A 24,673-nucleotide genomic window follows, 5' to 3' on the forward strand; every position below is an offset into this window, starting at 1 on the left:
CAGTTCAACAGGCCGGGATGGTCGGGGGGCTACTCGTCGCCGAGCGTCGCCTCAATGAGCGCGTCGGCATCGGCCGACTGGTAGGACTCGTGCAGCCGATAGACCAGCACCAGCGAGAACGCCAGCAGCCCAAACCCAATCACGATGGCCGTCAGGATGAGGGCCTGGGAGAGCGGATTTGCAATGACCTCGGGCGGATACTTCTCCCCCGAGGGAATGAGGGGCGATGCGCCCCGCGTCATCCGGCCCATCGCAAAGATCAGGAGGTGAATCCCGTTCGACAAGATGACCACGCCAATGATCTTTCGCACCAGGTCGCGCTGCAGCAGCAGATAGACGCTGATGGCGACCATCGCGCCGGTGACAAGGGCAAGGAGGGTTTCCATTACACCGTGTACGATTCGTGAGACGACCAGTCGAACGGAGCGCCTACTCAGAGGCAGCCGACTGTGGAAACAGGCCCGGGTTGTGCTCCTCCAGTTCGTAGACGATCACGAGGGCCAGGCCAATGACCAGGAGGTACACCCCCACGTCGAACAAGACCGGGGTCCCCACCTTCAGCGCGCCCCACTTGACCCAAAGCCCTTCGAGCAGGGTCCCGCCCCCGAACAGAGGGAGCACTCCGCTCAGCACCGCGATGCCCAGCCCCACGGCCATCAGCTGCTGGGGCGTGGCCCGCAGCGCCTCCCGGGAGGATGCCGTTCCGTACGCGATCGCATAGAGGGCAAACGAAATGCCGGCCACGAGCCCCCCAATGAAGCCGCCCCCGGTCTCGTTGTGCCCGCGAAGGAGCAGGAACACCGAAAACAACAATGTTAGCGGCACGAGGAGGCGCGCCGCGGTACGCAGAATAACAGAAAACCTCACGATAGCTGTTGGGTCTGTTCGGCCTGTTCAACGGGCGCGGATGCGTCTTCGGGCGGGGGGTCATTTTCGGCATTGGGATTGGGGGCGGTGCCCGTGCGCAGCAGCGCGTAGATGCCGAAGCCTGCGACCAACAACACGGTGATCTCTCCGAGGGTGTCAAGCGCCCGGAAATCGACCAGGATGGTATTGACAATGTTGTGCCCCTCCCCCTCCACGTACGTATTCTGCGCGTAGTAGTCGCCCATCGGATTCTCGAAAGGCAGCTTGAGCACGGCCAGGATCAGCCCCGACACCACAGCCCCCATCCCAACCGCCACGGCCCCGTTCGTCACCTTTTGCCCTGCCGTGAGCGTCCCCTGGACGTCCGAAACCGCGGTCAGGATGAGCACGACGAGGATGACCGTCAGCGTCTCGATGAGGAACTGCGTCTTGGCGAGGTCCGGCGCGCCGAAGGCGAGAAAGAGCAGCGCAATGCTGAAGCCGGAAACCCCGAGCGAGGTGATGAGGGCGATGCGGGACCGGAAGAACAGCGTTCCGAACGCCCCGACCACTGACAAGGCCGCCAGCACCCACTCGTGGGACCTCACATCGGCCACCGAAATGGCCCCCCCAAAGAACCCGTAGTGGTAGAAGGCAGCCCCCACGAGGCCGATGGTCGTCACCAGAACGGTCGAGAGGTAGCGACGCAGCACCCCGCTCTGAAGCACATTTGTCTGCCACCGTCCCATTCCCAAGAGCCCATCGACGACGTGGTCGTATCCGTGGTCGAGCCCCGTGCCGAGCCAGCGTTCGAGCTGTTGGAAGCCCGCGTTGGTGCGGAGGACGGTCCAGGCGAGGTAGGTCCCCACGCCCGCCGCCACGGTCACGGCACTGAGCCCCAGCTCCAACGTGAACCCGTGCCAGAGGGCCAGGTGCGGCTCGATCGACGCGCCCAAGACCGCCCCGGCCGACGGGCCGAGGAACGCGGCATCGAGCAGCCACGGCGCGAGGCCAAGCCCCACGCTAAAGACGCTCAAGACGACCGGGCCAAACCAGAGGCCGGCCTCGGGACGATGGGCGTGTTCCGTCACGTCGTTCAGCTCCCCAAAGAAGGGCCGGATCACCAACAGGCCGGCGGACGCGACCAGCGCCACATTCGCCAGCACCGAAACGGTGGTGACCGCCACCGTGGCCGGGTCGAAGTGGGTGGCGGCCTCATAGATCAGCTCCTTTCCCACAAATCCGAAGAACGGCGGGATGCCCGCCATCGAGAGGGCCGCCAGGCCCGCCGCCACGCCCGTTACGGGCATCCGATGCCGCAGGCCGCCCAGCTTCGTAATGTCGCGGACGTGTACCTCGTGGTCGATCGCCCCCGCCACCATGAAGAGGGCCGCCTTGTAGAAGGCGTGCACCAGGATGAACACCATACAGGCCTCCACGGCGACCTCGGTCCCCAGCCCCAGCAGCATCGTCAGGAGCCCGAGGGCCATGATCGTGGTGTAGGCCAGGATCGCCTTCATGTCGGTGTACTGCAGGGCGAGCCAGGCGCTCAGCACCATCGTGAGCGCCCCGACGCCCCCCACGATCCACATCCAGAGGTCCGTCCCCGACAGCACGGGGTGAAAGCGGGCCATCACGTAGATGCCGGCCTTCACCATGGTGGCGGAGTGGAGGTAGGCGCTCACCGGCGTGGGCGCCTCCATCGCGTTGGGGAGCCAGAAGTAGAAGGGAAACTGGGCCGACTTCGTGAACGCCCCGGCGAGCACCAGCAGGACGATGGGCAGGTAGAAGCTGTGCTGCCGGATCACGTCGCCGGACTCCAGAATGGCGGAGATCTGAAAGGTCCCCGTCGCCTGCTGCATCAGGATGAACCCGACGAGCAGCGCCAGGCCGCCCGCCTTGGTCACCAGCAGCGCCTGCCAGGCCGCCCGCCGCGAGGGCGCCTCGTCGTGGTTGAACCCGATCAGGACGAACGAGGCAAAGCTCGTCAGCTCGAAGAAGATGTAAAACGTGATCAGGTTGTCCGCCAGAACGAGACCCACCATGGCGGCCATGAACATCGACAGGTAGCTGAAGAAACGCCCCAGATGGTGGTGTCCCTTCAGGTAGCCCCCGGCGTAGACGTAGATCAGCGTGCCGATGCCGGTGATCAGGAGGGCAAAAAAGAGGCTGAGTCCGTCAACATAGAACGATAGGTTGACGTTCAGGCCCGGCACCCAGGCGTAGGACACCCGAAGCGTCTCTCCCGCCGCCACCCGCCCTACGAGGGTCGCCAGCGTTCCCGTGATGGCGGCCGGCAGTAGCCCGTAGAGCCATCCCGTCGCCCGTCCGGTGTACTGCGTCAGCCAGGGGGCGACGAGGGCAAGCAGAAAGCCCGAAAAGACGGCAAACAGGATCGCCATGAGCAGCGTCGGTCAACCCAGAAAAACGAGACAATCGGAGGTCTTTCCCAGTTGCAGGTCGCCGGTTCAGGACACTGCCCCCGAAGAGTCGGACGTTTCCTCCACGGCCTCGGTGGAGAACAGCGCCTTTCCTCGGTGGTCGAGCATGCGATCGACGACCGTGCCGCCCCAGACGGTAACCCCCAGTTCCTCTCGGGCAAAGTAGGAGGCCCGCCCGATCATGTGGGCGGCCACGGGGGCCGTGAGGAGCAGGAAGAGCACGAGGGCAGAGGCACGTGTGAAGATGCCGAGGTCCGGATAAAAGACCACGAGGCCGGCTGCGTTCAACGCCACCCCGAGGGTACCGGCCTTGGTGGAGGCATGCAGTCGCATGTACACGTCCGGCAGCCGCAGGACCCCGAGCCCGGCGACAAACACGAACAGCGTGCCCGTGCTCATCAAAAAAATGCCAACAACCTGCTGGGCAAGCATCACAGAGCGTGGATCTTTGGGAGTGCAGAGCGGACCCGCAGCGCTAGTCCGACATCGGGGCTGCCTCTTCCTCCGCCACCGAGAGGTGCTCAATGTACCGGGCGAACGCGACCGTCCCGAGAAAGGCCACGAGGGCCAACACCAGCGACACGTCCAAAAAGGCAGGCTGCCCCGTGAGCACGGCGTAGACGAGCATGAAGGCGACGGCCTGGTAGGCCACAAGGTCCAATGAGACCACCCGGTCCGGCAGGGTGGGCCCACGCAGCAGCCGAATCACCGTCATCACGAGCGAGAGGACGATCGCGATCAGGCACGCAGACGCGAACCAGGCTGGAGCGCCGCTAAGCTCTGCCATAACTGGAGCCAACGTTTACAAACGACGAACGGACGATGGGTCTCCCTCAATCTCTTCGTTCACACGGCGACCGCAAGAGCCCACGGCAGACCACTCCGAGCGACAGCGAAAGGCTCCTTGGACGAAGACTGTCTCTTCAGCGAGGTCGTGGGCGAGCCCGTGGACGTATAAGATTAGATGTCACATGCCCCCGTGTAGGCGAGCTGCCAGCGGCCCACGAGGACACCTCGCAATTTCGTGATTCTCAGGGTAAGTGCTGGCACGGGAAGTCTCATCTCATTCACCGAGACCTCAAGGTTGCGGGGACCTGGCGGGTCGTTAACCCTCCAATTTTTCATCCACGACGAATGAACGGCTGCCCCAAACTCGTGTATGTTGGCGTGTCATCTGTTTCACAGTCTTTGCCGAACGCCTCGCCCAGTAATGCCCGACGATACGCTTTACAAATTTGAACGAGACATGTCGCGTGCGGATGTTGCCACGTACCTTCGCACCGTGGCGGACGAGTTGGAAGGCTCCGGAGAGCTCGACTTCTCATCCAAGGAGCAATCCATGACGATTCGAGTCCCAGACCACGTGGAATTCGAGGTGGAGCTCGACCGTGAATCGAACGACCGGGGCTCCTCCGAGATCAGTCTCGAACTTGAGATTGAGTGGTACGAGACCCGCGACGGAAGCATTGCGGGCCCCGGTTCGCTAGACACAGAATAATCCGTTGGCCCCGACTGGTTCCGCGAATTGCCGGTCCGATCCGTCCGGTTCCCTCTGTAGATCGGGTTCTCTTTCCTCATCCTCCCCTACCGTGACCACAACATTCTCTCGTCTCTTCGTCGCTCTCTTCTCCCTCGGTCTTCTTGCCTTCGTAGCGGCGGTCCCCGCCGCCGCCCAGGACCGCGGCACCGAGGAGGCTCGCGCCAGCCCCAACGCGGCGCTCTCCCAGACCATCGGGACCACCCAGGTTCGCCTGACCTACGGGCGGCCGCAAGTGAACGGCCGCACCATCTTTGGCGACCTGGTGCCCTACAACGAGGTCTGGCGCACCGGGGCGAACGAGGCCACCACCTTCTCCGTCTCGTCGGACGTGACCATCGAAGGCGAGTCGCTGCCCGCCGGGACCTACTCGCTCTACACAATTCCGGGGCCGGACGCCTGGACGATCATTTTTAACAACGTGGCCAACCAGTGGGGCACGCAGTACGACCAGAGCGAGGATGCCGTGCGGGTAGAAGTCGAGCCGGAATCCGCTCCCCAGCACGAGATGATGACGTTCGTGTTCGAGCAGGTCACCGACACCTCCGGGACGTGTGTTCTCTACTGGGCCGATGTGCGCGTGCCCTTTGAGGTCCAAGTCGCAGGAAACTAGCGCGCAAACCCGTTCTGCGCTGCTTTTGCACCGTCTTGCTCCACACGACCGGTCCGCCCTTATGCCCGACGACTCTCAAGACGAAGTCACCTTTGTCTACGAAGACGCCGACACGGTCCACACCATCACCGCAACCGGGGCACACGGCGGGCCGTCGCCGGACGGGGCGTCGGTCGTGGCCAACCTGTACGTGGAACGCAGCAGCATTCCCCACCACGTGAGCCATCAGATCGACGAGAACGGTCAGGTTGACCTCAGTGAGCGCAGCGAACAGGTTGTGCGGGGGGAGCTGACCCGTGAGGTGCAGGCGTCTCTGGTCATGACACCCGAGCACGCCATGCAGCTGGGCCGATGGCTCCAGAAAAATGCCCGCCAGGCCATGCAGCAGCGAGAACAGACCTTCAACTGAGTGTGCGTTGCTACGGGCCGGGACGCCAGCCTTCCGGCCGGTCCAATGTAACGGGTTTACCCTGAGTCCCTATGGAGCGCTGCCCCTCCTGCGGTGCCCACCGCGAGCCATCGGACGACTTCTGCCCGGTTTGTGGAGAGACCCTGACGCAGGTTCACCTCTCGGAGGCCACGGGCCCCCCGTGGCATGAGCGCACCGGATGGCTCGGGCTTCTCGTGCTCGTGTGCTGGCCCGCGGCCTTGTACGGGGTTTACAAGCGCGGAGCGTGGACGCGCCCCGCAGACCTGCTTCTTCTCGGCGGGTGCCTCGGAATGGCCGTCGTGTGGGGGCTGCTCCTCTGACACCGACGGGCCGTCGTCCCCCTTACTTCGTGCCCGGGCCCTGCTCCGTCACAATCGGGGCGTCAAGCAACGCGTCCGGAATGCCAAACGCGTTGACCAAGGCCTCCGCCTGCGGACGCACCTCGTCGCACAGGTCATTTACGGCTCCCCGAATGGCCTTGGCTTTCGACGCACTGACGTATCCGGCCTCCAAGAACCAGTCCAGGTCGGCCTCTATGCGGGACAGTGCAAACAGACGGCGGAGGGCCGTGAGCGTATCTCGAAGGTCCGCGTCGTCCACCTTCTCGACCGCATCCGCGAAGCGTTCCAGCACCACCCGCTCCGCCTCCGCCCGGGCGCACTGCACGAGGTGATCCTGCACGTCCACGAACGCGTCGAACGGCTCCGTGCCGTCGTCAATGCGGCGCTGGAGGCGCCGCCCCACGTTCTGAAGCTGTTTCTCGGCGCGATACGTGAGGGCGCTCTGTTGGAACGTGAGTGCCCGGAGGTGCTCTGGGTCGGTCTTGCGCGTGACGACCGGATTGCGCTCCTGCACCTGGGTCGCCATTTCGTCGGCCACGAAGCGCGCCATGCTCAACAGGTTCATGTCCCGAAACTCCCGCTGGAAGTCCGAAAGCAGCCCTTTGGCCACCTGCAGCATGAGCACGGTATTGTCCCCTTCGAACGTCGTGAAGATGTCCGTGTCGGCCCGGAGGCGCCCGATGCGGGTATCGGCGCGGTAGCCCTGACCGCCACACGCCTCGCGCGCCTCCTGCAAGGTGGAGCTGGTGTGCCACGTGGCGTATGCCTTTAGGGCGTTGGCCTCCGCCTCGATGGCCTCCAGCGACTCGCCGCGCCCCTTCCGCGCAAACCGCGCCGTGAGGTCGTCGAGCGCAAAGTGGAGGGCGTAGGTCGTCGCCAGGCGCGGGAGGAGCCGCCGCTTGTGGGTGCGGTAGTCGAGGAGAGGCACCTCCGGCTCGTCTTTCGGGCCAAATTGCCGGCGGCGATTGCCGTAGCGCACGGCGATCGTGAGGCCCGACTTCGCCGCACTCAGTCCCGCCCGTGCCACGCTGATGCGCCCGCCGATCAGGGTGCTCAGCATGGTGAAGAAGCGCTTGCCGGAACTCGGAATCGGGCTGTCATAGGTGCCATCCGGGGCGACCTGGGCGTAGCGGTCGAGCAGGTTCTCCCGCGGGATGCGCACCTGGTCGAACCAGAGGCGCCCGTTGTCCACGCCGTTGAGGCCGACCTTTTCGCCACAGTCTTCGATGCGGATGCGCGGCTGCGGGGTGCCGTCGTCCGACCGGAGGGGCACGAGGAAGGCGTGAACCCCGTGCTCTTCCCCGTTGGTCTGGAGCTGGGCAAAGACGGTCGCCACCTGCCCGTGGGCCGCGGCGTTGCCAATCCATTCCTTTCGGGCGCCGTCGTGGGGCGTGTTGATCACAAACTCTTCGGCCGCGGGGTCGTAGCGGGCCGTCGTCTCCAGTTCCCGCACGTTCGAGCCGTGCCCCCACTCCGTCATGGCGAAGCAGCCGGGCAGGTCGAGGGTGCCCACCTGTTCCAGGTAGGCCTCGTGGTGGCGCTCCGTCCCGAGGTGATGGATGCTGCCCCCAAACAGGCCAAACTGCACGCCAAACTTGATGACCAGGCTCAGGTCGTGGTAGGCGAGCGTCTCAAAAGCGACAATAAACTTCTCCATGTCGCCGCCCCCGCCATAGTCTTCGGGGAAGGCCAACGCCCCGAGCCCCTGGTCGGCCAGGTGCTCGCACCAGTCGAGGACCTGCTCGCGATAGGCGTCTGTGCCCAACTCGTCCCGGTACGCGAACGCAGGATCCTGGAGCAGTGTGCGGATGTGCTCGCGCAGATCCGCGTGGGGGCCGTCGAGCAGGCGCTGCATCCCGTCTGGATCAAACGGCGCCTCCGGCTCCACGGGCGGCGGCTCGGGGCGTTCGCCCAGCAGGTCGCACACCACCGCTTCTCCGTTGATGTCCAACGCCGCCTCAATGTCTTCTAGGGCCCGACGGGAAGCGTCCGGCAGGGCCGCCCCGTCGCCCCCGACCGTTGCAAGGGCCACGCCCAGTTCTGCGAGCGAGCACCGCGTTGTGACGGCGGCGTCCTTCGCCCCGTCCCGCAACGCTCGAACCCACCGGAAGTACTGTGTGGCCGTGGGGGGCGACTGGGGGTCGAGATGACTGCAGATCTCTTCGCGGGCAGCGGCGTCGAGCCAGTCCTGGGCGCGGAGGTGACTGCGAATCGTCTCGGCCTCGGATGGCGTGAGCACACCGTCGGCCCAGGCGACATACAGCAACGGAAGGACGGCGCGCACGCTTGGGGAGGCTGTGTCGAGCATGACGGCAAAAAGGAATCTAAAAAAGACACCGAAGACGACGCCCCAGCTTCCCTCCGTCAGGCCGTCCGCATGTGCTGGGAGTGCTCGTGGACGGCGTCGACGAAGACGCGGGCCTGCTCGGGGTCGTGGTCCGGCAGCATGCCGTGGCCCAGGTTGCCGATGTGATGGTGCGGGCCGAACCCCGCCAACATATGTTGCACCTCACGCCGCAGGACGTCGGGCGGAGCGTACAACCCACAGGGGTCGAGGTTGCCCTGCAGGACGGCCCGATCGCCGACCGTGTCGCGAGCGGCGGCCGGATCCATCGTAGAGTCCAGGCTAATGACATCGTAGTCCGTGTCCGCCAGCGCGTCGAGGGCGTAGTGCGCTCCCTTGGCGAAGACGACGAGCGGCACGTCGGGATGTGCCGCCTTCACTCGCGACGCGATCTCAGCGAGGTACGGCAGGCAGAACGTCCGGAAGTTCTCGGGGGTGTGGAGGCCCGCCCACGAGTCAAAGACCTGCAGCATCTGGGCTCCGGCCTCCACCTGCCGGATTAGATAGTCGACAATCACGTCCGTCGTGCGCTGAAGCAGGGCCTTGCTGGCGTCGGGGTGGCGGTAGAGCCAGCGCCGGGCGGCCCGATACGACTTGCTGCCCCCCCCTTCCACCATGTATGCCATGAGCGTCCACGGCGCCCCGGAGAAGCCAATGAGCGGCACGCGCCCGGCCAATTTGTGCCGCGTCGCCGTGAGCGCCGCAAACACATGCTCCAGGGCCGTCTCGACCTCCGGCTCCACGAGACGCTCCATTTCGTCGGGCGTCGTGAGGGGCGCCGGAAACGTCGGCCCCTGCCCCGACACCATCTTGACCGTGAGGCCCATGGCCTCGGGCACGACCATGATGTCACAGAAGAGGATCGCCGCGTCGATGGCAAAGCGTTCCACGGGCTGGATGGTCACTTCCGCCGCGAGGTCGGGCGTCTCCACAACCTCGAAAAACCCATGCTCTTCCCGAATCGCCCGATACTCGGGGAGGTACCGGCCGGCCTGTCGCATCATCCAGACGGGCGTGCAGTCGGTGCTCTCCCCGCGGGCAGCGCGAAGCAGGCGGTCGTTGTCGAGGGGCGGAAAGGAGGCCATGTACGAGGGGGCGGGTCCGAAAGGATGAAGGGGTGCTGAGGTGACCGGCGCGAGGCGACTCTCGATGATCGCGTTGCCCCGCGAGAGGGCCTATTCGTACAAGTGCGTGCGCAGGAAGTCGGTCGTGCGGGCCCAGGCCTGTTCGGCGGCCGCCGGGTCGTAGCGCTCCCCCGACGGGTTCGCGAACGCGTGGCCGGCCTCGTACTCGTGGTACGACAACGGCTTCTCGGCGTCCTTCATTCGGTCTCGGAAGCTCCGGGCCGCATCGATCGAGACGGCCCGGTCCTGCGTGCCGAAGTGGGCAAGGATCGGGGCCTCCAGCGCCTGCAGGGCGTCGCCGGTAAGGGGGTCCGGCGTGCCGTAGTAGGCCACGGCCGCGTCGAAGGCGGACGGCTCCGCCGCGAGCGTCCGGTACGTCATTCCCCCGCCAAAGCACCACCCCAGCAGGGCGGTGCGGGGCGCGTCGGCCTTGGAGGCCAAGTGGGCACGCCCTGCCTGCACATTCTCGACAAGCCGCGACGGCTCCTCCATCGCCTGCCCCATGAGTGCCTGGGCCGAGTCCGGCGTTTCAGCCACGGCGTCGCCGTACAGGTCCACGGCCAAGGCGCGGTAGCCCTGCCCCGCGAGTCGGCGCGTGGCGGCCCGGACGTTGTCGTTGAGGCCCCACCACTCGTGGATCACCACGATGCCGGGGAGCGCGTCGCCCCCTTGGGCGGACCGCACCGAGTCCACGTTGGCGGGCGCGGCAAGGTAGCCGGTGTGGGCCGTTCCGTCCTCCTGTCCATAGTCCACGGTGCGTCCCTCAACCGGAATTTCGGGGGCCTGGGCGGCATCGGTGGCCGTGGGCGTATCGCCCTCGTGCTCTTCCGCCATGCGTTCGGCCTCGGAGCCCCCATCGGAGCCACAGCCGGCGAGCAGGGGGAGTGCACAAAGGATCAGCAGCGCAGTGAAACGGGGCATGGGAACAGTGGCGTTTGGGAAATCCTGGCGAGCATCGACGGCCGGGGCGCCGTCCATCTCAAGAGGGAGCCAAGTGCTAGCCCAATACGGCCCAGTTTCTACTGGTTCCATCCAAGAGTTGGGCCAAGTGCAGGCGCCTTGCCGAACCATCGCCGGGGCGGAAGGTTCGGAAGACGAACGAAATGCCGCGGTCTGGTTTTGTGTGTTTGTGACTGCCCCCGCCCTCTCATACACCGGCGAACTGGGCCGAAAAGCCCTCCACCTGCTTGCCCTGGTCATTCCGTTCAGCGCGTGGGCGGTCGGGATGCCGGGAGCACTGTACATCCTCGTCCCCGCAGCCCTCGTGGCCGTTGCCGCCGACGTGATCCGGGCCTATTCGGAATCGTTCGACAGGGGAATCCGATGGATCTTCGGGGCCCTGATGCGAACGGACGAACTGCCGGCGACCAGAACGACGGTTCGGCTCAATGGGGCCACGTGCGTTTTGGTGGGGGCGGCCCTCATGGTGTTTCTGTTCCCCCTCCGGATTGCAGTGCCCGTCCTCGTGATGGCCATGCTGGCGGACGCGGCCGCGGCCCTCGTGGGCCGCCGGTGGGGCCGTCACACGTGGGGCGGGCGCACGGCGACCGTGGAGGGCACCGCTGCGTTCGCCGCAACGGGCCTGACCGTTATGGCCTCTTTTTCGTCCATCGCCTTCGGCCCGGCGGCCGCCGGCGTTCTGGTGGGCGCGGGGGTCGAAGCCCTCTCCCTGCCCGTCAACGACAACATCCGCGTGCCCGTGGCAGCCGCGGTGGCAGTCGTCGGCTGCGAGGCCCTCATCATGGGACGTCCCGTGACGCTGGCCCCTGTCCTTTCCCCGTAATGAGAGCGCGTCCACGAACCCACCAGGTTAGGGTGGGTATCACGCACAGCGACTTTTTCCCAGTCGGTCCGTCTCTTTCCATGCCCGACGAACCGGACACGACGATCCCGGCCTCCGCCCTGCGGCGCATTACCGGCCTGGAGCCGTTTCCTCAGCCCGAAATGATCCCTCTGCGCACGCCGGTCGTGCTCATGCACGGCTTCGGGGTCGGGGCCTCGTTCCGGCGGGGCGGGCACCTGCACAAAGAGGCCCTCCACCTTCGGTCGCAGGGCGTGCGGGCCGTGGCGCCCAACGTGTCCCCCTACAACACCGTCCGGGCCCGGGCGGCCACCTGGAACGACCGCCTACAGCGCGTGCTCGACGAGACGCAGGCCGATCGGCTGCTGCTCATCGCCCACTCGATGGGCGGCCTCGACGCCCGCTACCTGATCTCGACCATGGGCTGGCACGAGGTCATCGACGCCCTCGTGACCGTCGCCACTCCCCACCGCGGCTCCTCGGTGGCCTCCCTCGTGCTCGACCAGCCCGAGCTCGTGCGCGACTGGCTCACGGACATGGCTGACTGGGTGGGGACCCACATCCTGGAGGACGGCTCGGCGAACATCCGGCAGGCCCTCACGGAGCTCACCCCCGAACACATGGAAAATACGTTCAACCCCGAGGTGCCCAACCACCCGGACGTCGAATATTGGTCCTACGGCTGCCGGGCCGGCAAGGGAACCGCCATCCCCATCGCCCCCATTTTTCGCTACCTGAACCGCTATCTCTACAAGGAGGAAGGAGAGAACGACGGCATCGTGAGCGTCGACAGCGCGCGCTGGGGCGACTACCAGGGCACCGTCGACGCCGATCACGCCCGGCAGGTGGGCCTCTCGTCGGGCCTCGCCGCGGACTTTGACTCGAATGCCTTCTACACCACCATCGCACAGAACCTGGCCGACCACGGGTGGTAGCCCGCGGCCGGCTGAGCCCGCGACCCCTCGCTTGTCCGGCGACGCGTCGCCCCAACCGCCCGTCCACACCTCGTGTCTTCCAACCAGCGCTTTAAGCTTTTCTCGGACCCGGTGCATGGGTTTATCTCCGTGCCGAAGACTGTGCTCATGGGCCTCGTCCAGACGCCCGAGGTCCAGCGCCTGCGCCGGATTCGCCAGCTTGGGGTGGGGCACCTCGTCTTCCCGGGGGCCGAGCACACGCGCTTCAACCATGCGCTGGGGGCAATGGCGCTGATGCAGGACGCCCTCACCAACCTCAACGAGAAGGGCACGCCCGTGAGCCCCGAGGAGCGAACCGCCGCCCTGGCCGTGGCGCTCCTGCACGACGTGGGGCACGGGGCGTTCTCGCACACCCTCGAACACGAACTCATCGAAGACTTCTCGCACGAGGACATGAGCCGGGTCCTCTTAACGGACCTGAACGAGCGCATGGACGGCGCGCTCGACCTGGCCCTCGCCATGTTCGACGACACCTACGGCCGTCCCTTCTTCCACCAGCTGGTGTCGAGCCAGCTTGACATGGATCGGCTCGACTACCTCCGGCGCGACTCCTTCTACACCGGCGTGGCCGAGGGCGAGGTTGGAGTGCAGCGCCTGCTCAAGACCATGCGCGTGCACCCCCTTGCGGGCGATTCCGACGCGGAGGTCATGATCGAAGCCAAAGGCATCTACGCCGTCGAAAACTTCCTCATCTCGCGTCGGCTCATGTACTGGCAGGTCTACCTCCACAAGACCGTGCTGGCCGGCGACGAGCTGCTGCGGGGCATCCTGCACCGCGCACGGACCCACCTCGGCGCCGGGACCACCCCCGACTGGCTTCAACGTGGCTCCCGCGCCCTGCTCTTTTTTCTCGACCACGACGTCCACGTCGACGCGATCGACACCCCTGAGGTCCGCGACCACTATCTGCAGCTCGACGACACCGACGTCCTCTTCAGCCTCAAGCAGTGGATCCAAGGCCCGGACCCGGTGCTGGCCGACTTGTGTCGTCGCTTCATCAACCGTGTCTTCCTGCGCGTCCGCTTCCTGCCTCAGCGCCCCAGCGAGGCGCGGATGGCCGACTGGCGCACGAAGGTAGCGGACTGGCTCGTGGACGAAGAGCTCGTGGCCCGATCGGAGGCCGAGGCCGCCGCCCGGCACTACCTCACCCTCAACGTGTCGCGCCACACCGCCTACGACAGTGACGAGGAACTGATCGGCATCTTGGGGCGAGACGGCACCGCCCGCGAGCTCTCTGAGATGGCCGACACCACCACCATCTCGGACCTTACCGGGTTCGTGGAGAAGCCCTACGTGTGCTTCCCAAAGCCGGTCGACCTCGACCTTAGCGCTGTCTCCGGCCGCTGATCGAAGACCGTCTTCTCCTGTCGGGGAACCACACCTGTACGTGACGCGAGTCCTTTAACATTCAGGGGTGCTGGCTTCCGTCCCGGATCCCTCGGGGGCACCTGGCCGATCTCCGCGGTTAAAGATGGGTTTTCGTTGCCCGATCCGCCCCCGCACCTGATCGGCGGCCAGTCTCCAGCCAAGCCCTTTCCATGTTGGGTCCAAAGAACAGGAGCGGGCGATTGATCGCACGAGCCGTCCCACTCATCGCGCACCGGGCATCTCGGCCCCGAACTGGGCCGTAGGAGCCTCTGCAATCGAGGATGGACGGAACTGTCCACGACGGAACTGTCCACCGCGGTTGCGCGACGGCCGATCGTCGTGCTCGCTTGGTTTGTTCCACTCATGGTTCCCCCGCGATGAATACGTTTTCCGCCTTCGAACGTCAGGTCTCCGCGCACGAAGATCAGGTATACCGGTTCGCCCGCTCGATGCTGAACGACGACGCCACGGCGCAGGACGTCACCCAGGAGGTGCTGGTGACACTCTGGGAGCACCAGGACGAGCTCGACGAAGACGGGGTCATCGCCTGGCTGATGCGCGTGACCCGGAACGCCTGCATCGATCGCCTCCGGGCCCGACAGCGGCGGCGCAAGACCGTCCAGCACGACCCCGATGGCGTAGACCGCGCCCCAAGTCCGGACCGGACGCCCGACCGGCACGCCGAGGCGGCCGACCTTCACGACCACGTGCTGGATGCGCTCGACCGCGTCGACCAGCCGTACCGCCGCGTGGTCGCCCTCCGCGAACTGCAGGGCCTGAAGTACAAAGAAATTGCGGAGACGCTGGACATGCCGCTCAATACGGTCAAGGTCTACCTCCACCGGGGACGCAAAAAGCTGCGCGCCCAGATCGACCGCGCCCTTGACCCGATTCCTGCGTAGCTTTTTTCCGCCTTCCTCCCCTGGCCCTTCGTTGTCCTTGGGTGACTGAGTTGATAGGTTGTCAACACATTTCACCCCCAGAGCTTCTCAGTTCGCCATGGAGAGGGACACCATCATCGAGCCGTTCCGGATTAAGTCGGTCGAGCCCATTCAACTCACGTCTCGGGCCGAGCGCGAGCGGATGATTCAGGAGGCCCACTACAACCTGTTCAACCTGCACGCCGATGACGTCATCATCGACCTGCTTACGGACTCAGGCACCTCCGCGATGAGCGCGGCACAGTGGGCCGGCCTCATGCAGGGGGACGAGAGCTACGCGGGCTCTCCTTCCTACTTTCGGTTCGAAGAGGCGGTCAAGGATTTGATGCCGTTCGAGCACGTCATTCCCACCCATCAGGGCCGGGCCGCCGAGCGCATTCTGATGGGCCTCGTGGCGGGCCCCGACACCAAAATTCCAAGCAACACGCACTTCGACACCACGCGCGCCAACATTGAGGCCACGGGCGCCGAGGCGGTGGACCTCGTCATCGAAGAGGGCCTCGACCCCGATCTCCCCCATCCGTTCAAGGGAAACATCGACCTGGACCGGCTCGACGCCCTCCTGACGGAGAAGGGCGACCGCGTGCCGATCGTCATGCTGACCGTTACCAACAACTCGGGCGGCGGGCAGCCCGTCTCCCTCGCCAACCTGCAGGGGGCGAAGGCCCTGTGCGAGGAGCACGACGTCCCGCTCATCCTCGACGCCTGTCGCTTCGCCGAGAATGCCTACTTCATCAAGCAGCGCGAAGACGGGTACGGCGACCGCTCCGTCAAGGCGATTGTCCGGGAGATGTTTTCGCACGCGGACGGCATGACCATGAGCGCCAAGAAGGATGCCCTGGTCAACATCGGCGGATGGCTGGCCCTCGACGACGACACGTGGGCCCGCGAGGCCCGCAATCAACTCATCCTCACGGAGGGCTTTCCCACCTATGGGGGGCTCGCCGGGCGCGACCTGGAGGCCATTGCCCGAGGGCTCCAGGAGATCGTCGATGAGGACTACTTGGAGTACCGCATGGCCTCCACGCGCTACCTGGGCGAGGCCCTCACGGACCTGGGGGTGCCCATCGTGAAGCCGGTGGGCGGGCACGCGGTGTATATCGACGCCAAGTCGCTCCTCCCCCACATCCCCCCGCTAGAGTACCCGGCCCAGTCGCTGGCCGTGGCCCTGTACTTGACGGGCGGCATCCGTGGGGTCGAGATCGGATCGGTCATGTTTGGCCGGCAGCCCGACGGCAGCGAGGCGCCGGCCGACCAGGAACTCCTGCGCCTCGCCATCCCCCGCCGCGTCTACACCCAAAGCCACGTCGACTACGTGATCGAGTGCTTTGAGGAACTGGTGGGCCGCAAGGACGCCCTCTGCGGGTATGCGATTACCGAAGAGCCGCCCCAACTCCGCCATTTCACGGCCCACTTCCGGCCCAAAGACCCCGAGGCCGTCCACCACGAGACCGAGAGACCCGCCCACGCGTCGTGACCCGCTGTTATCGGTAGCCCGCCACGCGGCGCCGGGCCCGGCCCAGGGCCGGCGGCACCTCCTCCGGCGGCGTCAGCTCGCCCCGGAGGTTGTTCTGGACGAGACGACGCACCTCGCCGGGGGCGTGGTTCTGCTCGAACAGATAGTAGAGCTTCGCCAGCGCCGCCTCCGTCGTCATGTCATACCCGCTCACCGCCCCCGCGTCCGCCAGGGCCTGGCCGGTGGCGTACAGGTCGAGGTCCGCCGTGCCCCGCAGCGGCTGCGTCACCGCCACGATGACGACCCCTCGGTCGGTCGCCTCACGGAGGACCTCCAGAAACGCCTCGTTCTTGGCCGGCGCATTGCCCGCCCCGAAGCACTCCAGCACCACCCCCTGCACCGGCGGGGCCAAGACGTTCTCCAGCGAAGCGGCGTCCAGGCCCGGAAAGAGACGAAACGCCGAGACCGTCGCCTCCCCCATCTCCGTCACGGCGGGCGGCCGGGGGGGACGGTGGGGCGCCGGCACCCGATTCCATTCCACGTCCAGGTCAATCCCTGCCGTTCCCACGGCCGGGAAGTTAGGGGAGTCGAACGCCGCAAACGCGTCGGCGTTTACCTTTGTCACGCGGGTGCCCCGGTACAGGCGGTCGTGAAAGAACAGATGCACCCCAGCCAGCCGATCGGCGTGGGCTCCGAGCAGCAGAAGGGAGGTCAGCAGGTTCCCCTGGGCGTCGGTCCGCGTCTCCGCGAGCGGAAGCTGGGCCCCCGTCAGGAGCACCGGCTTGTCGAGTGGGTGCAGCATGAAGGCGAGCGCCGAGGCCGTAAACGCCATCGTGTCCGTCCCGTGCACAACCAGGAAGCCATCGTACGCCTCGAAGCGGGCCCGAATCGCCTCCGCGATCTGCAGCCAGTCGTCCGGCGTCATGTTCGCGCTGTCGAGCAGCGGATCGAACGCATGCACGTCGTAGTCGGGCACGTCCTCCGACTGAAACGACGCCCGCTGGTCCATGAGGGCCTCCAGGGTGCCGGGCCCGGGCACGTAGCCCTCCTCGCTTTCCACCATGCCGACGGTGCCCCCCGTATAGACCACGAGAATGCGGGGCGCGGACGTCGCCATCAGTGCGAGGTGGATGTTCGAAAGGAAACCCAGTGCAGGCGCCTAGTGTCGTGTTGGACAGTGGGGTATGAGATTCGGTCTCGACAATCGCCTGAACCCAAAAAGCCCTTCCCGTAGATGCCCACTCCCTGTTCGCCTCTGCCGTTACTCCTCGTCGAGAATGTAAATGTCGGGGAGGTTGCGGGCGACTTGGCCGTAGTCGAGCCCATACCCAATCACGAAGAGGTCCGGGATGCGGAAGCCGACGTAGTCGAGCGTGAGGTCCGGCTCCGTCGCCGTGGGCTTGTGGAGCAGCGTCGACACGCGAAGAGACGCGGGGTTATACTCCGCGAGACGGCGCTTGATGAACTCCATCGACAGCCCCGTGTCCACAATGTCCTCGACCACGATCACGTCGCGCCCCTCTAGGTCGGCGTCGATGCTTTTGAGCTCTCGCACCTCTCCGCTCGACACCTTCTCGTCCCCGTACGAGGAGAGCTTGATGAAGTCGATTTCGCAGTCTGTATCGATGGCCCGCATCAGGTCGGCGGTATACATAAAGGCGCCGTTCAGAACGCTCACGAGGATGGGCGTCGTGGTGGCGTAGTCGCGGGTGATGGTCTGGCCAATCTCGGCGACCCGCTCCTGAATGCGATTGGCCGACAGGTAGCGTCGAAAGCGGTCGCCCTGTACAGTGACAACGGCGTCGGCGGGCTGTACGGGCGTGTTCAAGAGGTCGCGCGTAGCGGGCATATCGGGGACCGGCAATCCAAAAGAGTGAGGCGCAGAAGCGACGATCTAAGCTAGGCCGTGGCTCCGAAGAGTGTCAATTGTCCGAGGGTTTTTCACGTGGACGTAGGACGAGACGGGCCACCCGGTCGGTGTCGGGACGCACACGGACCCGATGATCGAGTCGGTACCCCACCACCCAGGCAATCCGGGCGTCCGAGCACAGCACAGACACCCGGCTCCGTTTGTGCGGCGGGACCCGGTTGTCGGTGAGAAGGTCGCTCACGGGTTTCGTGCCGTCTAGTCCGAGGGGCTGGATCCGGTCGCCCGAAGCCCAGGGGCGCACGGTCAGGGCCGTCCCCAACCGACCCGCGTCGGCGTACACCACCCGCGGGGTGCCGGCGTCTAGCGACGCAGGCCGCTCTCCGCAGTGCTCCACCCAGAGCTCTCCCTGAGGAATCGACACTGGGGTCTCCCACTCGACGGGCGTCGGGGACTGCGGGGCGGGCCCCGCGGCGTGGGGCACGAAGCGCACCCGACCGCGCTCTCGCCAGATGGTGCCGCTCCCCAGTTCCACGCGCGCACCCACCTGGGCGTGGACGAGGGCCTCCAACTCCTCCCCCACCGCGCGGGAGTAGGGCGCCGCGGGCAGCGTGCGCCGCAGGGCTTCCAGGAGAAGACGGCGGCGCCAGACGGGAGGGGCCTCCTGCAGCGCCTCTACGGACAGGGCCCCACCCGGGTCACAGTCCGTGTACGCCCGATTCATCCGCTGCTGTAGGGCCGGGCGGAGGGCCTGATCCACGTATTCCTGCATGAGCCCGGCCGAGCGGGCCAGGATCTCGGTCGCACCCTCGAAGTGGGATTCCAGCCGCGGGAGAATCTCGGTTCGAAGGACGCCCCGGTCGTAGTCGAGACTGCGGTTCGTCGGGTCGGTCCGCCACGGCAGATCGGTCGCCTCGGCGTAGGCTTCGATGTCGTCCCGGCTGACCTTCAAGAGCGGTCGCACCAGCGATACGGACGGCGCGGCCTGCAAAGGACGCGCCGGACGCATGCCAGCCAGGCCCTCCGGCCCGCTTCCCCGAAGGAGATTCAGGAGCAGCGTCTCGGCCTGGTCGTCGCGGTGATGACCGGTCGCCACGGCGGAGGCCTTCATCTCCGCAGCGTGGTCGGCAAGGGCGTCGTACCGCAGTCGCCGGGCAGCCTCTTGAAGCGACTCGTCTCGCGCCGCGGCCCGCGCCTTCGCGTCGACGGAGACCGTACGAAGCGGGACCGGCGGCTGTTGCCCGGCACACCAGTCCGCCACCAGCGCCTCATCCTTCTCGGCTCCCTTCCGAAGCCCATAGTTCGCGTGGAAGGCGTGCACATCGACCCCCAGTTGGCGAAGGACGGAAAGACACGTCATCGAGTCCACCCCGCCACTGACGGCCACCAGGACCGGCTCTTCGTTCAGGAGCGCATGCCGCTCACTGAACGCCGCGACCGTATCGATGAGCGCGTGGGCCATCGGGTTGAACGCGTGTGGGCGAGGCCGACCTACCGCCCGAAGCGATCGGCCAGTTCCTCCATCGAAAGCTTTACCGTCGTGGGCGTGCCGGTGGGGTCGGCGTAGGGCATCTCGCAGTCGAAGAGGTCGTGGAGGAGGGCCCGGCGCTCCCCCTCCGACAGTGGCTGCCCCCGCTCCACAGCACTCCGCTGGGCCATCGTTTTCGCGAGGTGCTCGCGGCGCCCATCCTCCACCGCGTCCTGGGCAGACCGGTATTGCTCCAGGAGCTCCTCCAGAATCGTGTCCTCGTTGCCGTCCGGCACGTCGGCCGGCACGCCCCGCACCGAGACGGTCCGCCCGCTGAGGCGCTCCAGCGCAAACCCGAGTGCCTCAAGGTCGTCCCGCAGCTCCTCCAACAGTTCCACCTCGGCAGGAGACAAATCCACGGTGTGCGGGAAAAGCAGGCGCTGCGAGGCCCCCTGCTGGTCGCGGAGATCCGCCCGGGCGCGCTCGTACAGCACCCGAACGTGGGCCGCCCGCTGGTCGACGAGCATCATCCCCGTCTCGGTCGGCGTCACGACGTAGGTGTCGTGCAGGCCCCATACCGGCCGGCGATCGGAGTCGCCCGACGCACCCTCGCTCGGCGCGGCCGCCGACTCGGCGGGGGCCGGCTGCGGGCCGGTAGCGGGCGCATCGTCCGAAGACGGATCATCAGAGTCGCTGGGCGGGCGGTAAAGGGCACTGGACTGATCGCCGGGCGCAGGGGACGCGTCGTCCCCCTTCGAACCGGACGACCGAGGCGACGGCGTTGACGACGCTCCCCCCGACCCGTTGCTGTCCCCGGACGATCGCCGGGGTTGGAATGAGGTCGGCGTGGGCCGCGGGGAGGAGGTCCCATCCCCCGACACCGGAGAGGCAGAGTCGCCTGCACTCCCCGTATCGTCGGTGCCAGAACCCGAATCATTCCCCTTCGAAGCATTCTCCTCTTTCGTGCCGTCCTCCGCCCCGTCGTCCAGCTGTGGGGACACGTGCACCCGTCCCAGGGCCCGCCGCACGGCACTGCGGAGGAAGCCATAGATGCCGCTTTGATCGTCGAACTTGACCTCTTCCTTCTGCGGATGCACGTTTACGTCCACCCGCTCGGGGGTCATCGTCAGAAAGAGCGCAAAGAACGGAAACGCTCCGTCCGGAACCAGCTCGCCGTACGCCTTCTTGACCGCATGGCTCAGGTACCGGTCCGTGACGGCCCGGCCGTTCACGAATAGAAACTGCTCCCCGCGGGTCTTCCGATGAAAGGAGGGCGCCCCCACGAACCCGCGCACAGTAAGGTCGCTCGACGCATCCTCCACCGCCACCAGCTCCCCCTCGTGGTCCTCGCCGAAAAGGCCCAGGATGCGGGCACGGGTGGCCGCGGGCCAGTCGTCGCTCGAGGCTCCAGGAAGGTCGTAATGCTCGTGGCCGTCGTGCTCCAGCCGCACCGCCGTGCCGGGATTGGCCAGGGCCAACGACTGGACCGTTTGCGTGAGGTGCTTCAGCTCTGTGGCCGGGGTCTTCAGAAAATTGCGGCGGGCCGGCACGTTAAAGAAGAGGTTGCGGACCGCCACGGAGGTTCCGCTCGGGATCGCGCAGGGGCGCGTCTCGACCTGCTTTCCCCCCTCCACGCGCACCAGGAGTCCCGCGTCGTCCTCCACCCGCTTCGTCTTGAGCGTCACCTGCGCCACAGCGGCGATCGACGCGAGGGCCTCTCCCCGAAACCCAAGCGTCCGGATGCGCTCCAGGTCGTCCACGGACCGGAGCTTGCTGGTGGCGTGCCGCTCAAAGCAACGCTCCGCGTCCGCCGGGCCCATGCCGCACCCGTCGTCGATGACCTGCACGAGAGTGCTGCCCGCGTCCTTCAGGAGCACCTCGATGGATGAGGCCCCCGCATCGAGCGAATTCTCAATCAGCTCTTTGGCCACCGAGGCGGGCCGCTGCACCACCTCGCCCGCCGCGATCTGGTTGGCGAGGCGGTCGGACATCACCTCGATGAGACCCTCGGACGTGGTGGGCTCGTCGGCCACGGCAGGGACGGATTGAGGAAACTTACAGCGAGTAGTAAAGGAGCAACGTGAGAAACAGGAGGGCCAGGAAAAACAGCAGGCTGAGCGGACTGCGCTGCGCTTCCTGTGCACGACGGGACTTCATCCGCCGTCGGATGTCGCGGTCGTCCGCCTCCTCAGGATCGTGGTGGCGGGGCCGGTAGTCGAACGACCGAGGCCCGCGCCCGGCACTAAACAGACCCATGGTCGCGGCGGCTGCGTGTCGGGGATTCGTACATCCGGCTGAACAGGGCGATCGGAGCCGTCGTTCCTGCCCCCCGGCGCGCGGCGCTTCTCAGACCGTCCCCCAGCCGGCCCGCACGTCCGTCCCCACGCGGTCGGGCGCTACAGCTACACCAGTCCCGCGACCAGGTGGAGGTAGAGCACGCTGAGCGGAGCCGCCACGGCCATCGCGTCAAAACGATCCAGCATCCCGCCATGGCCCGGCAGGAGGTGGCTCGAGTCGTCGACCGCCACCGACCGCTTCAGCTTGCTCTCTAGGAGGTCGCCGAGCTGGCTTACGCCGCCCCCAATCCCGATGAGTGCAGCCACATGGGCCCAGGCGAGGAGGTCCACGACGGTCAGCTTGAGCAGCAGGCCGACGATCAGGGCTGCGCCCAGTCCCCCGAGCGTGCCCTCCCACGTTTTGTTCGGGGAGATGGAGGGGGCAAGGGGGCGCTGCCCGAGGCTCTTGCCGACGTAGTAGGCCGCCACGTCCGTCGCCCAGACCACCAGCAAGACGAACACGACCAGCCAAAACGCCTCGTCGTCGCCGACGGCCGCACTCCGGGCCTCCCGAAGCCAGATGAGGCTCCCCAGCAGGCCCGTCGGGTACACTGCGCCTGTGAGCGTCACCGCGAAGCTAAACAGGAACCGCTCCTGCGGCACCAACAGCGGCGCGGCCACGATGAAGAGCAGCAGGGCCACCGCCCCGATGGCCCAGAAGGCCGGCCGCAGGAACGTGACCACGAGGAGCGCCCCGACGACGAACCCCCACGTTCGCTGGGGCCACGCTCCGCCCTGGCGGGCCATCCGGTAGAGCTCTCGTTGCCCCAGTCCCCCAATGCCGGCAACAAGGCCCGCAAACCACCATCCCCCCAAATAGGCCAGTCCCAGTACGACCGGCGCCGCCACGAGGGCCGTCACGATCCGGCGGAGGTTGTTGCTCACGGCGACGCGGTGCGATCAGTCCACTCCATGACGTCGGTGCTACGCGCCTACGCAGACGCATCGTCGTCGGCGTCCTCCGCCTCCTCGTCGGGCGGCCCGAGGTCCATGTGTTCGTGCCCGGAGTCGAGCTTGGAATCCTGGTCGGGGGTGTTGGCTGGGGGCGCGTCGGGGTCGGCCCCGAGCGCCGCCGCCTCCAGCTCTTCGTCCGAAAGCTGCTCCTCCAGCAGCGACACCGCCCGGTCGGCCTGCGGCGGCGGCACCATCACGTGGACCGAGGCCAGGTCGCCCACCGTCAGGTTGAAGGCGTGGTCGCGCTGGGTCAGGACGACGGCCGGAATGCCGCTGTCGTCGAGCCGGTCCCGAACAAGATCGGCCTCGTAATCGGTGCTGGTCCGAAAGACACTCACCCAGTCTTCGTGCGAACTCATGGGGGCGGAAGCAATCAAGGAGAAGAGCGTTCCGATCCGCCTCGCGTGTCGCAGATGCGTGGCGCGAGGGAATGCATAACATAGAGAACACCGGCGACAATGACGAACCCGAGCCCCACCAGGGACCACGGCATGGCGGCCTGCTCGAGCGTGCGGACACTGTAGTCGGGATGTGCCTCCACGTAGCGGGCCCCGACGACGGCAAACCCATTGTGAAGGATGTGGACCAGAACGGCCGGGACGAGGCTGCCCGTGCGCCACACCAGATACGCCATGTAGAGCCCCAGCACCGTGAGCGGAAGGACCTGCGAGGGGCGGAGGTGGTACAGCCCGAAGAGGCCCCCGGCCAGAAGAATGCCCGCGGCCGGCCCCGCGGCCCGCTCAAACTGCCGCTGGGCGTAGCCCCGGAACAGCAGCTCCTCGCAGACGCCCGGGACGAGCGCCAGCATCGTGAGGTTGAACACGAGGCCCAGGTCGCTTTGCAGCACGCTGCGGATGAGCTCCAGCTGGGACTGCTCCATGACCCGGACGGACTCCGGCAGGGGCAGCGCCCGGTTCAGCTCCGCGAGCCACTGTGTGACGGGCTGTAGCCCCACGATGCCGATCAGGGCCAGCGCCAAGAGCCGTCCATCCACCCCCCGGAGACGCAAATAGCCCGCCCATTCCGAGGAGTGCAGTCGGGCCGCCAAGAGCGCCGGCACCGCCAGGCCCAGCACCTGCCCGACGCTGTTGCTGACGACCAACTCTTGCGTGTAGGAGGCCATCAGCCGCTCCGGGTCCTGAAATGCTTCCATCGACAGCCCGCCCTCCGCCATCGCAATCTGGACGAGGAGCGCAATGGGGCTCAAAAGAAACTGGAACAACAGAAACGCCCCCCCCAGGCCCAGCAGGCCCGTCACGAAACTCAGCGTGGCCCGTCCCACCGTCGCCTGCTCCAACGGGCCATCCAGGGGAAGGCGGCCCGGCCGGGTCCATGGGTCAACAAGAACACTGCCGGAGGAAGAAGAAGGGAGGTCCACGGCCTGGGGGCCTAACTGGAAATGCATCGACGGCGCCTTGAAGGTACGGCGTCGTCTCCTGTTTGCCCCTTCGCCGATTCTTTGCAGGAACACTTTGGGGTGTCTTGCGAACACACTAGTGTAATTTGTCTCTCGCGCTCGTAGCTCAGTCGGACAGAGCATCGGTTTCCGGTACCGAAGGCCGGGGGTTCGAATCCTCCCGAGCGCACGATTCGATGCCCGCTTGAGCGTTGTTCTCAGGCGGGCGTTTTCTATGCCGGTGGGTGCTGACAGCAGGCCATCGTGGGACAGGAGATCCACGTGTTCTCCCTTCTCCCCCTTGCGATGACGCTTTTCTGTTCCGGGCCGAGACAACGGATCGGACAGGGGGCGCTGGTCTCATACCACGGGCATGGTGGACCATCCGAACCAACCACCTTCACGGACCGTCCGCAGGATCAGTGTCCGCCGAGCC

General features: G+C 66.4%; 25 protein-coding genes and 1 tRNA gene. 10 read left to right on the forward strand and 16 right to left on the reverse strand.

Going from position 1 to position 24,673, the window contains the following annotated elements; genetic code table 11:
- Positions 1-29: 29 nt before the first annotated feature.
- From V5A20_RS00790 to V5A20_RS00810, 5 genes are all read right to left on the reverse strand, one after another.
- Positions 30-386 carry a sodium:proton antiporter gene (locus V5A20_RS00790; RefSeq protein WP_332314524.1) on the reverse strand — a complete coding sequence of 119 codons (357 nt, stop codon included), beginning with the start codon at positions 384-386 and terminating at the stop codon, positions 30-32.
- Between the two features lie 43 nt (positions 387-429).
- Positions 430-867 (reverse strand): Na+/H+ antiporter subunit B, encoded by a 438-nt coding sequence (locus tag V5A20_RS00795; RefSeq protein ID WP_332314525.1) that lies wholly within the window; start codon positions 865-867, stop codon positions 430-432.
- On the reverse strand, positions 864-3,248 hold the full coding sequence (locus V5A20_RS00800) for a putative monovalent cation/H+ antiporter subunit A (protein WP_332326541.1): 2,385 nt from the start codon (positions 3,246-3,248) through the stop codon (positions 864-866). Before V5A20_RS00800 ends, V5A20_RS00795 begins: the two co-directional genes overlap by 4 nt.
- Before the next feature lie 66 nt (positions 3,249-3,314).
- The gene (mnhG, locus tag V5A20_RS00805; protein ID WP_332326542.1) at positions 3,315-3,719 is read right to left on the reverse strand and encodes a monovalent cation/H(+) antiporter subunit G; all 405 of its coding nucleotides are present in this window, start codon (positions 3,717-3,719) and stop codon (positions 3,315-3,317) included.
- 43 nt (positions 3,720-3,762) lie between these two features.
- On the reverse strand, positions 3,763-4,074 hold the full coding sequence (locus V5A20_RS00810) for a cation:proton antiporter (RefSeq protein ID WP_332314528.1): 312 nt from the start codon (positions 4,072-4,074) through the stop codon (positions 3,763-3,765).
- 423 nt (positions 4,075-4,497) lie between these two features.
- Here V5A20_RS00810 and V5A20_RS00815 point away from each other — a divergent pair, with 423 nt between their 5' ends.
- The 4 genes from V5A20_RS00815 (at position 4,498) to V5A20_RS00830 (ending at position 6,187) form a co-directional block, all read left to right on the forward strand.
- Positions 4,498-4,785, forward strand: a complete 288-nt coding sequence (locus V5A20_RS00815; protein ID WP_332314529.1) for an amphi-Trp domain-containing protein — start codon at positions 4,498-4,500, stop codon at positions 4,783-4,785.
- Positions 4,786-4,876: 91 nt separating this feature from the next.
- Positions 4,877-5,437: a DUF2911 domain-containing protein gene (locus V5A20_RS00820; protein WP_332314530.1), complete on the forward strand. Its 561-nt coding sequence runs from the start codon at positions 4,877-4,879 to the stop codon at positions 5,435-5,437.
- Positions 5,438-5,498: 61 nt separating this feature from the next.
- Entirely contained in the window at positions 5,499-5,846 is a 348-nt protein-coding gene (locus V5A20_RS00825; RefSeq protein ID WP_332314531.1) for a hypothetical protein, read from the forward strand.
- A gap of 71 nt (positions 5,847-5,917) precedes the next feature.
- Positions 5,918-6,187 (forward strand): zinc-ribbon domain-containing protein, encoded by a 270-nt coding sequence (locus V5A20_RS00830; RefSeq protein WP_332314532.1) that lies wholly within the window; start codon positions 5,918-5,920, stop codon positions 6,185-6,187.
- A gap of 22 nt (positions 6,188-6,209) precedes the next feature.
- On the opposite strand, the gene V5A20_RS00835 is transcribed toward V5A20_RS00830, so the two are convergent.
- From V5A20_RS00835 to V5A20_RS00845, 3 genes are all read right to left on the reverse strand, one after another.
- On the reverse strand, positions 6,210-8,516 hold the full coding sequence (locus V5A20_RS00835) for an acyl-CoA dehydrogenase family protein (RefSeq protein WP_332326543.1): 2,307 nt from the start codon (positions 8,514-8,516) through the stop codon (positions 6,210-6,212).
- 56 nt (positions 8,517-8,572) lie between these two features.
- On the reverse strand, positions 8,573-9,637 hold the full coding sequence (gene hemE, locus V5A20_RS00840; protein ID WP_332314534.1) for a uroporphyrinogen decarboxylase: 1,065 nt from the start codon (positions 9,635-9,637) through the stop codon (positions 8,573-8,575).
- 90 nt (positions 9,638-9,727) lie between these two features.
- Positions 9,728-10,597: a dienelactone hydrolase family protein gene (locus V5A20_RS00845; RefSeq protein ID WP_332314535.1), complete on the reverse strand. Its 870-nt coding sequence runs from the start codon at positions 10,595-10,597 to the stop codon at positions 9,728-9,730.
- 208 nt (positions 10,598-10,805) lie between these two features.
- Here V5A20_RS00845 and V5A20_RS00850 point away from each other — a divergent pair, with 208 nt between their 5' ends.
- From V5A20_RS00850 to V5A20_RS00870, 5 genes are all read left to right on the forward strand, one after another.
- Positions 10,806-11,459: a phosphatidate cytidylyltransferase gene (locus V5A20_RS00850; protein WP_332314536.1), complete on the forward strand. Its 654-nt coding sequence runs from the start codon at positions 10,806-10,808 to the stop codon at positions 11,457-11,459.
- 80 nt (positions 11,460-11,539) lie between these two features.
- Complete coding sequence (locus V5A20_RS00855) at positions 11,540-12,412, forward strand: lipase family alpha/beta hydrolase (RefSeq protein ID WP_332314537.1); 873 nt, start codon at positions 11,540-11,542, stop codon at positions 12,410-12,412.
- A gap of 72 nt (positions 12,413-12,484) precedes the next feature.
- Complete coding sequence (locus V5A20_RS00860; protein ID WP_332314538.1) at positions 12,485-13,798, forward strand: HD domain-containing protein; 1,314 nt, start codon at positions 12,485-12,487, stop codon at positions 13,796-13,798.
- A gap of 398 nt (positions 13,799-14,196) precedes the next feature.
- Positions 14,197-14,721 carry an RNA polymerase sigma factor gene (locus tag V5A20_RS00865; protein WP_332314539.1) on the forward strand — a complete coding sequence of 175 codons (525 nt, stop codon included), beginning with the start codon at positions 14,197-14,199 and terminating at the stop codon, positions 14,719-14,721.
- A gap of 97 nt (positions 14,722-14,818) precedes the next feature.
- A complete protein-coding gene (locus V5A20_RS00870) occupies positions 14,819-16,237 on the forward strand; it encodes a tryptophanase (RefSeq protein ID WP_332314540.1) in 1,419 nt (472 codons plus the stop codon).
- A 7-nt stretch (positions 16,238-16,244) separates the two neighbouring features.
- On the opposite strand, the gene ansA is transcribed toward V5A20_RS00870, so the two are convergent.
- The 8 genes from ansA to V5A20_RS00910 form a co-directional block, all read right to left on the reverse strand.
- Positions 16,245-17,333, reverse strand: a complete 1,089-nt coding sequence (gene ansA, locus V5A20_RS00875; protein WP_332314541.1) for an asparaginase — start codon at positions 17,331-17,333, stop codon at positions 16,245-16,247.
- 144 nt (positions 17,334-17,477) lie between these two features.
- Positions 17,478-18,065 carry a hypoxanthine phosphoribosyltransferase gene (hpt, locus tag V5A20_RS00880; RefSeq protein WP_332314542.1) on the reverse strand — a complete coding sequence of 196 codons (588 nt, stop codon included), beginning with the start codon at positions 18,063-18,065 and terminating at the stop codon, positions 17,478-17,480.
- A 73-nt stretch (positions 18,066-18,138) separates the two neighbouring features.
- Entirely contained in the window at positions 18,139-19,545 is a 1,407-nt protein-coding gene (tilS, locus tag V5A20_RS00885) for a tRNA lysidine(34) synthetase TilS (RefSeq protein WP_332326544.1), read from the reverse strand.
- 29 nt (positions 19,546-19,574) lie between these two features.
- Positions 19,575-21,584 (reverse strand): DNA mismatch repair endonuclease MutL, encoded by a 2,010-nt coding sequence (gene mutL, locus V5A20_RS00890; RefSeq protein WP_332326545.1) that lies wholly within the window; start codon positions 21,582-21,584, stop codon positions 19,575-19,577.
- Between the two features lie 22 nt (positions 21,585-21,606).
- Complete coding sequence (locus V5A20_RS00895; RefSeq protein WP_332314545.1) at positions 21,607-21,807, reverse strand: hypothetical protein; 201 nt, start codon at positions 21,805-21,807, stop codon at positions 21,607-21,609.
- 146 nt (positions 21,808-21,953) lie between these two features.
- Positions 21,954-22,772 (reverse strand): phosphatidate cytidylyltransferase, encoded by an 819-nt coding sequence (locus tag V5A20_RS00900; RefSeq protein ID WP_332314546.1) that lies wholly within the window; start codon positions 22,770-22,772, stop codon positions 21,954-21,956.
- Between the two features lie 47 nt (positions 22,773-22,819).
- Positions 22,820-23,200 carry a putative signal transducing protein gene (locus V5A20_RS00905; protein WP_332314547.1) on the reverse strand — a complete coding sequence of 127 codons (381 nt, stop codon included), beginning with the start codon at positions 23,198-23,200 and terminating at the stop codon, positions 22,820-22,822.
- Between the two features lie 14 nt (positions 23,201-23,214).
- On the reverse strand, positions 23,215-24,219 hold the full coding sequence (locus V5A20_RS00910) for a CPBP family intramembrane glutamic endopeptidase (protein ID WP_332326546.1): 1,005 nt from the start codon (positions 24,217-24,219) through the stop codon (positions 23,215-23,217).
- 134 nt (positions 24,220-24,353) lie between these two features.
- Here V5A20_RS00910 and V5A20_RS00915 point away from each other — a divergent pair.
- A tRNA-Arg gene (locus V5A20_RS00915) sits at positions 24,354-24,427 on the forward strand.
- Positions 24,428-24,673: the final 246 nt, after the last annotated feature.

This window comes from Salinibacter sp., from assembly GCF_036626415.1.
In the GTDB taxonomy this organism is placed as follows: Bacteria; Bacteroidota; Rhodothermia; order Rhodothermales; family Salinibacteraceae; genus Salinibacter.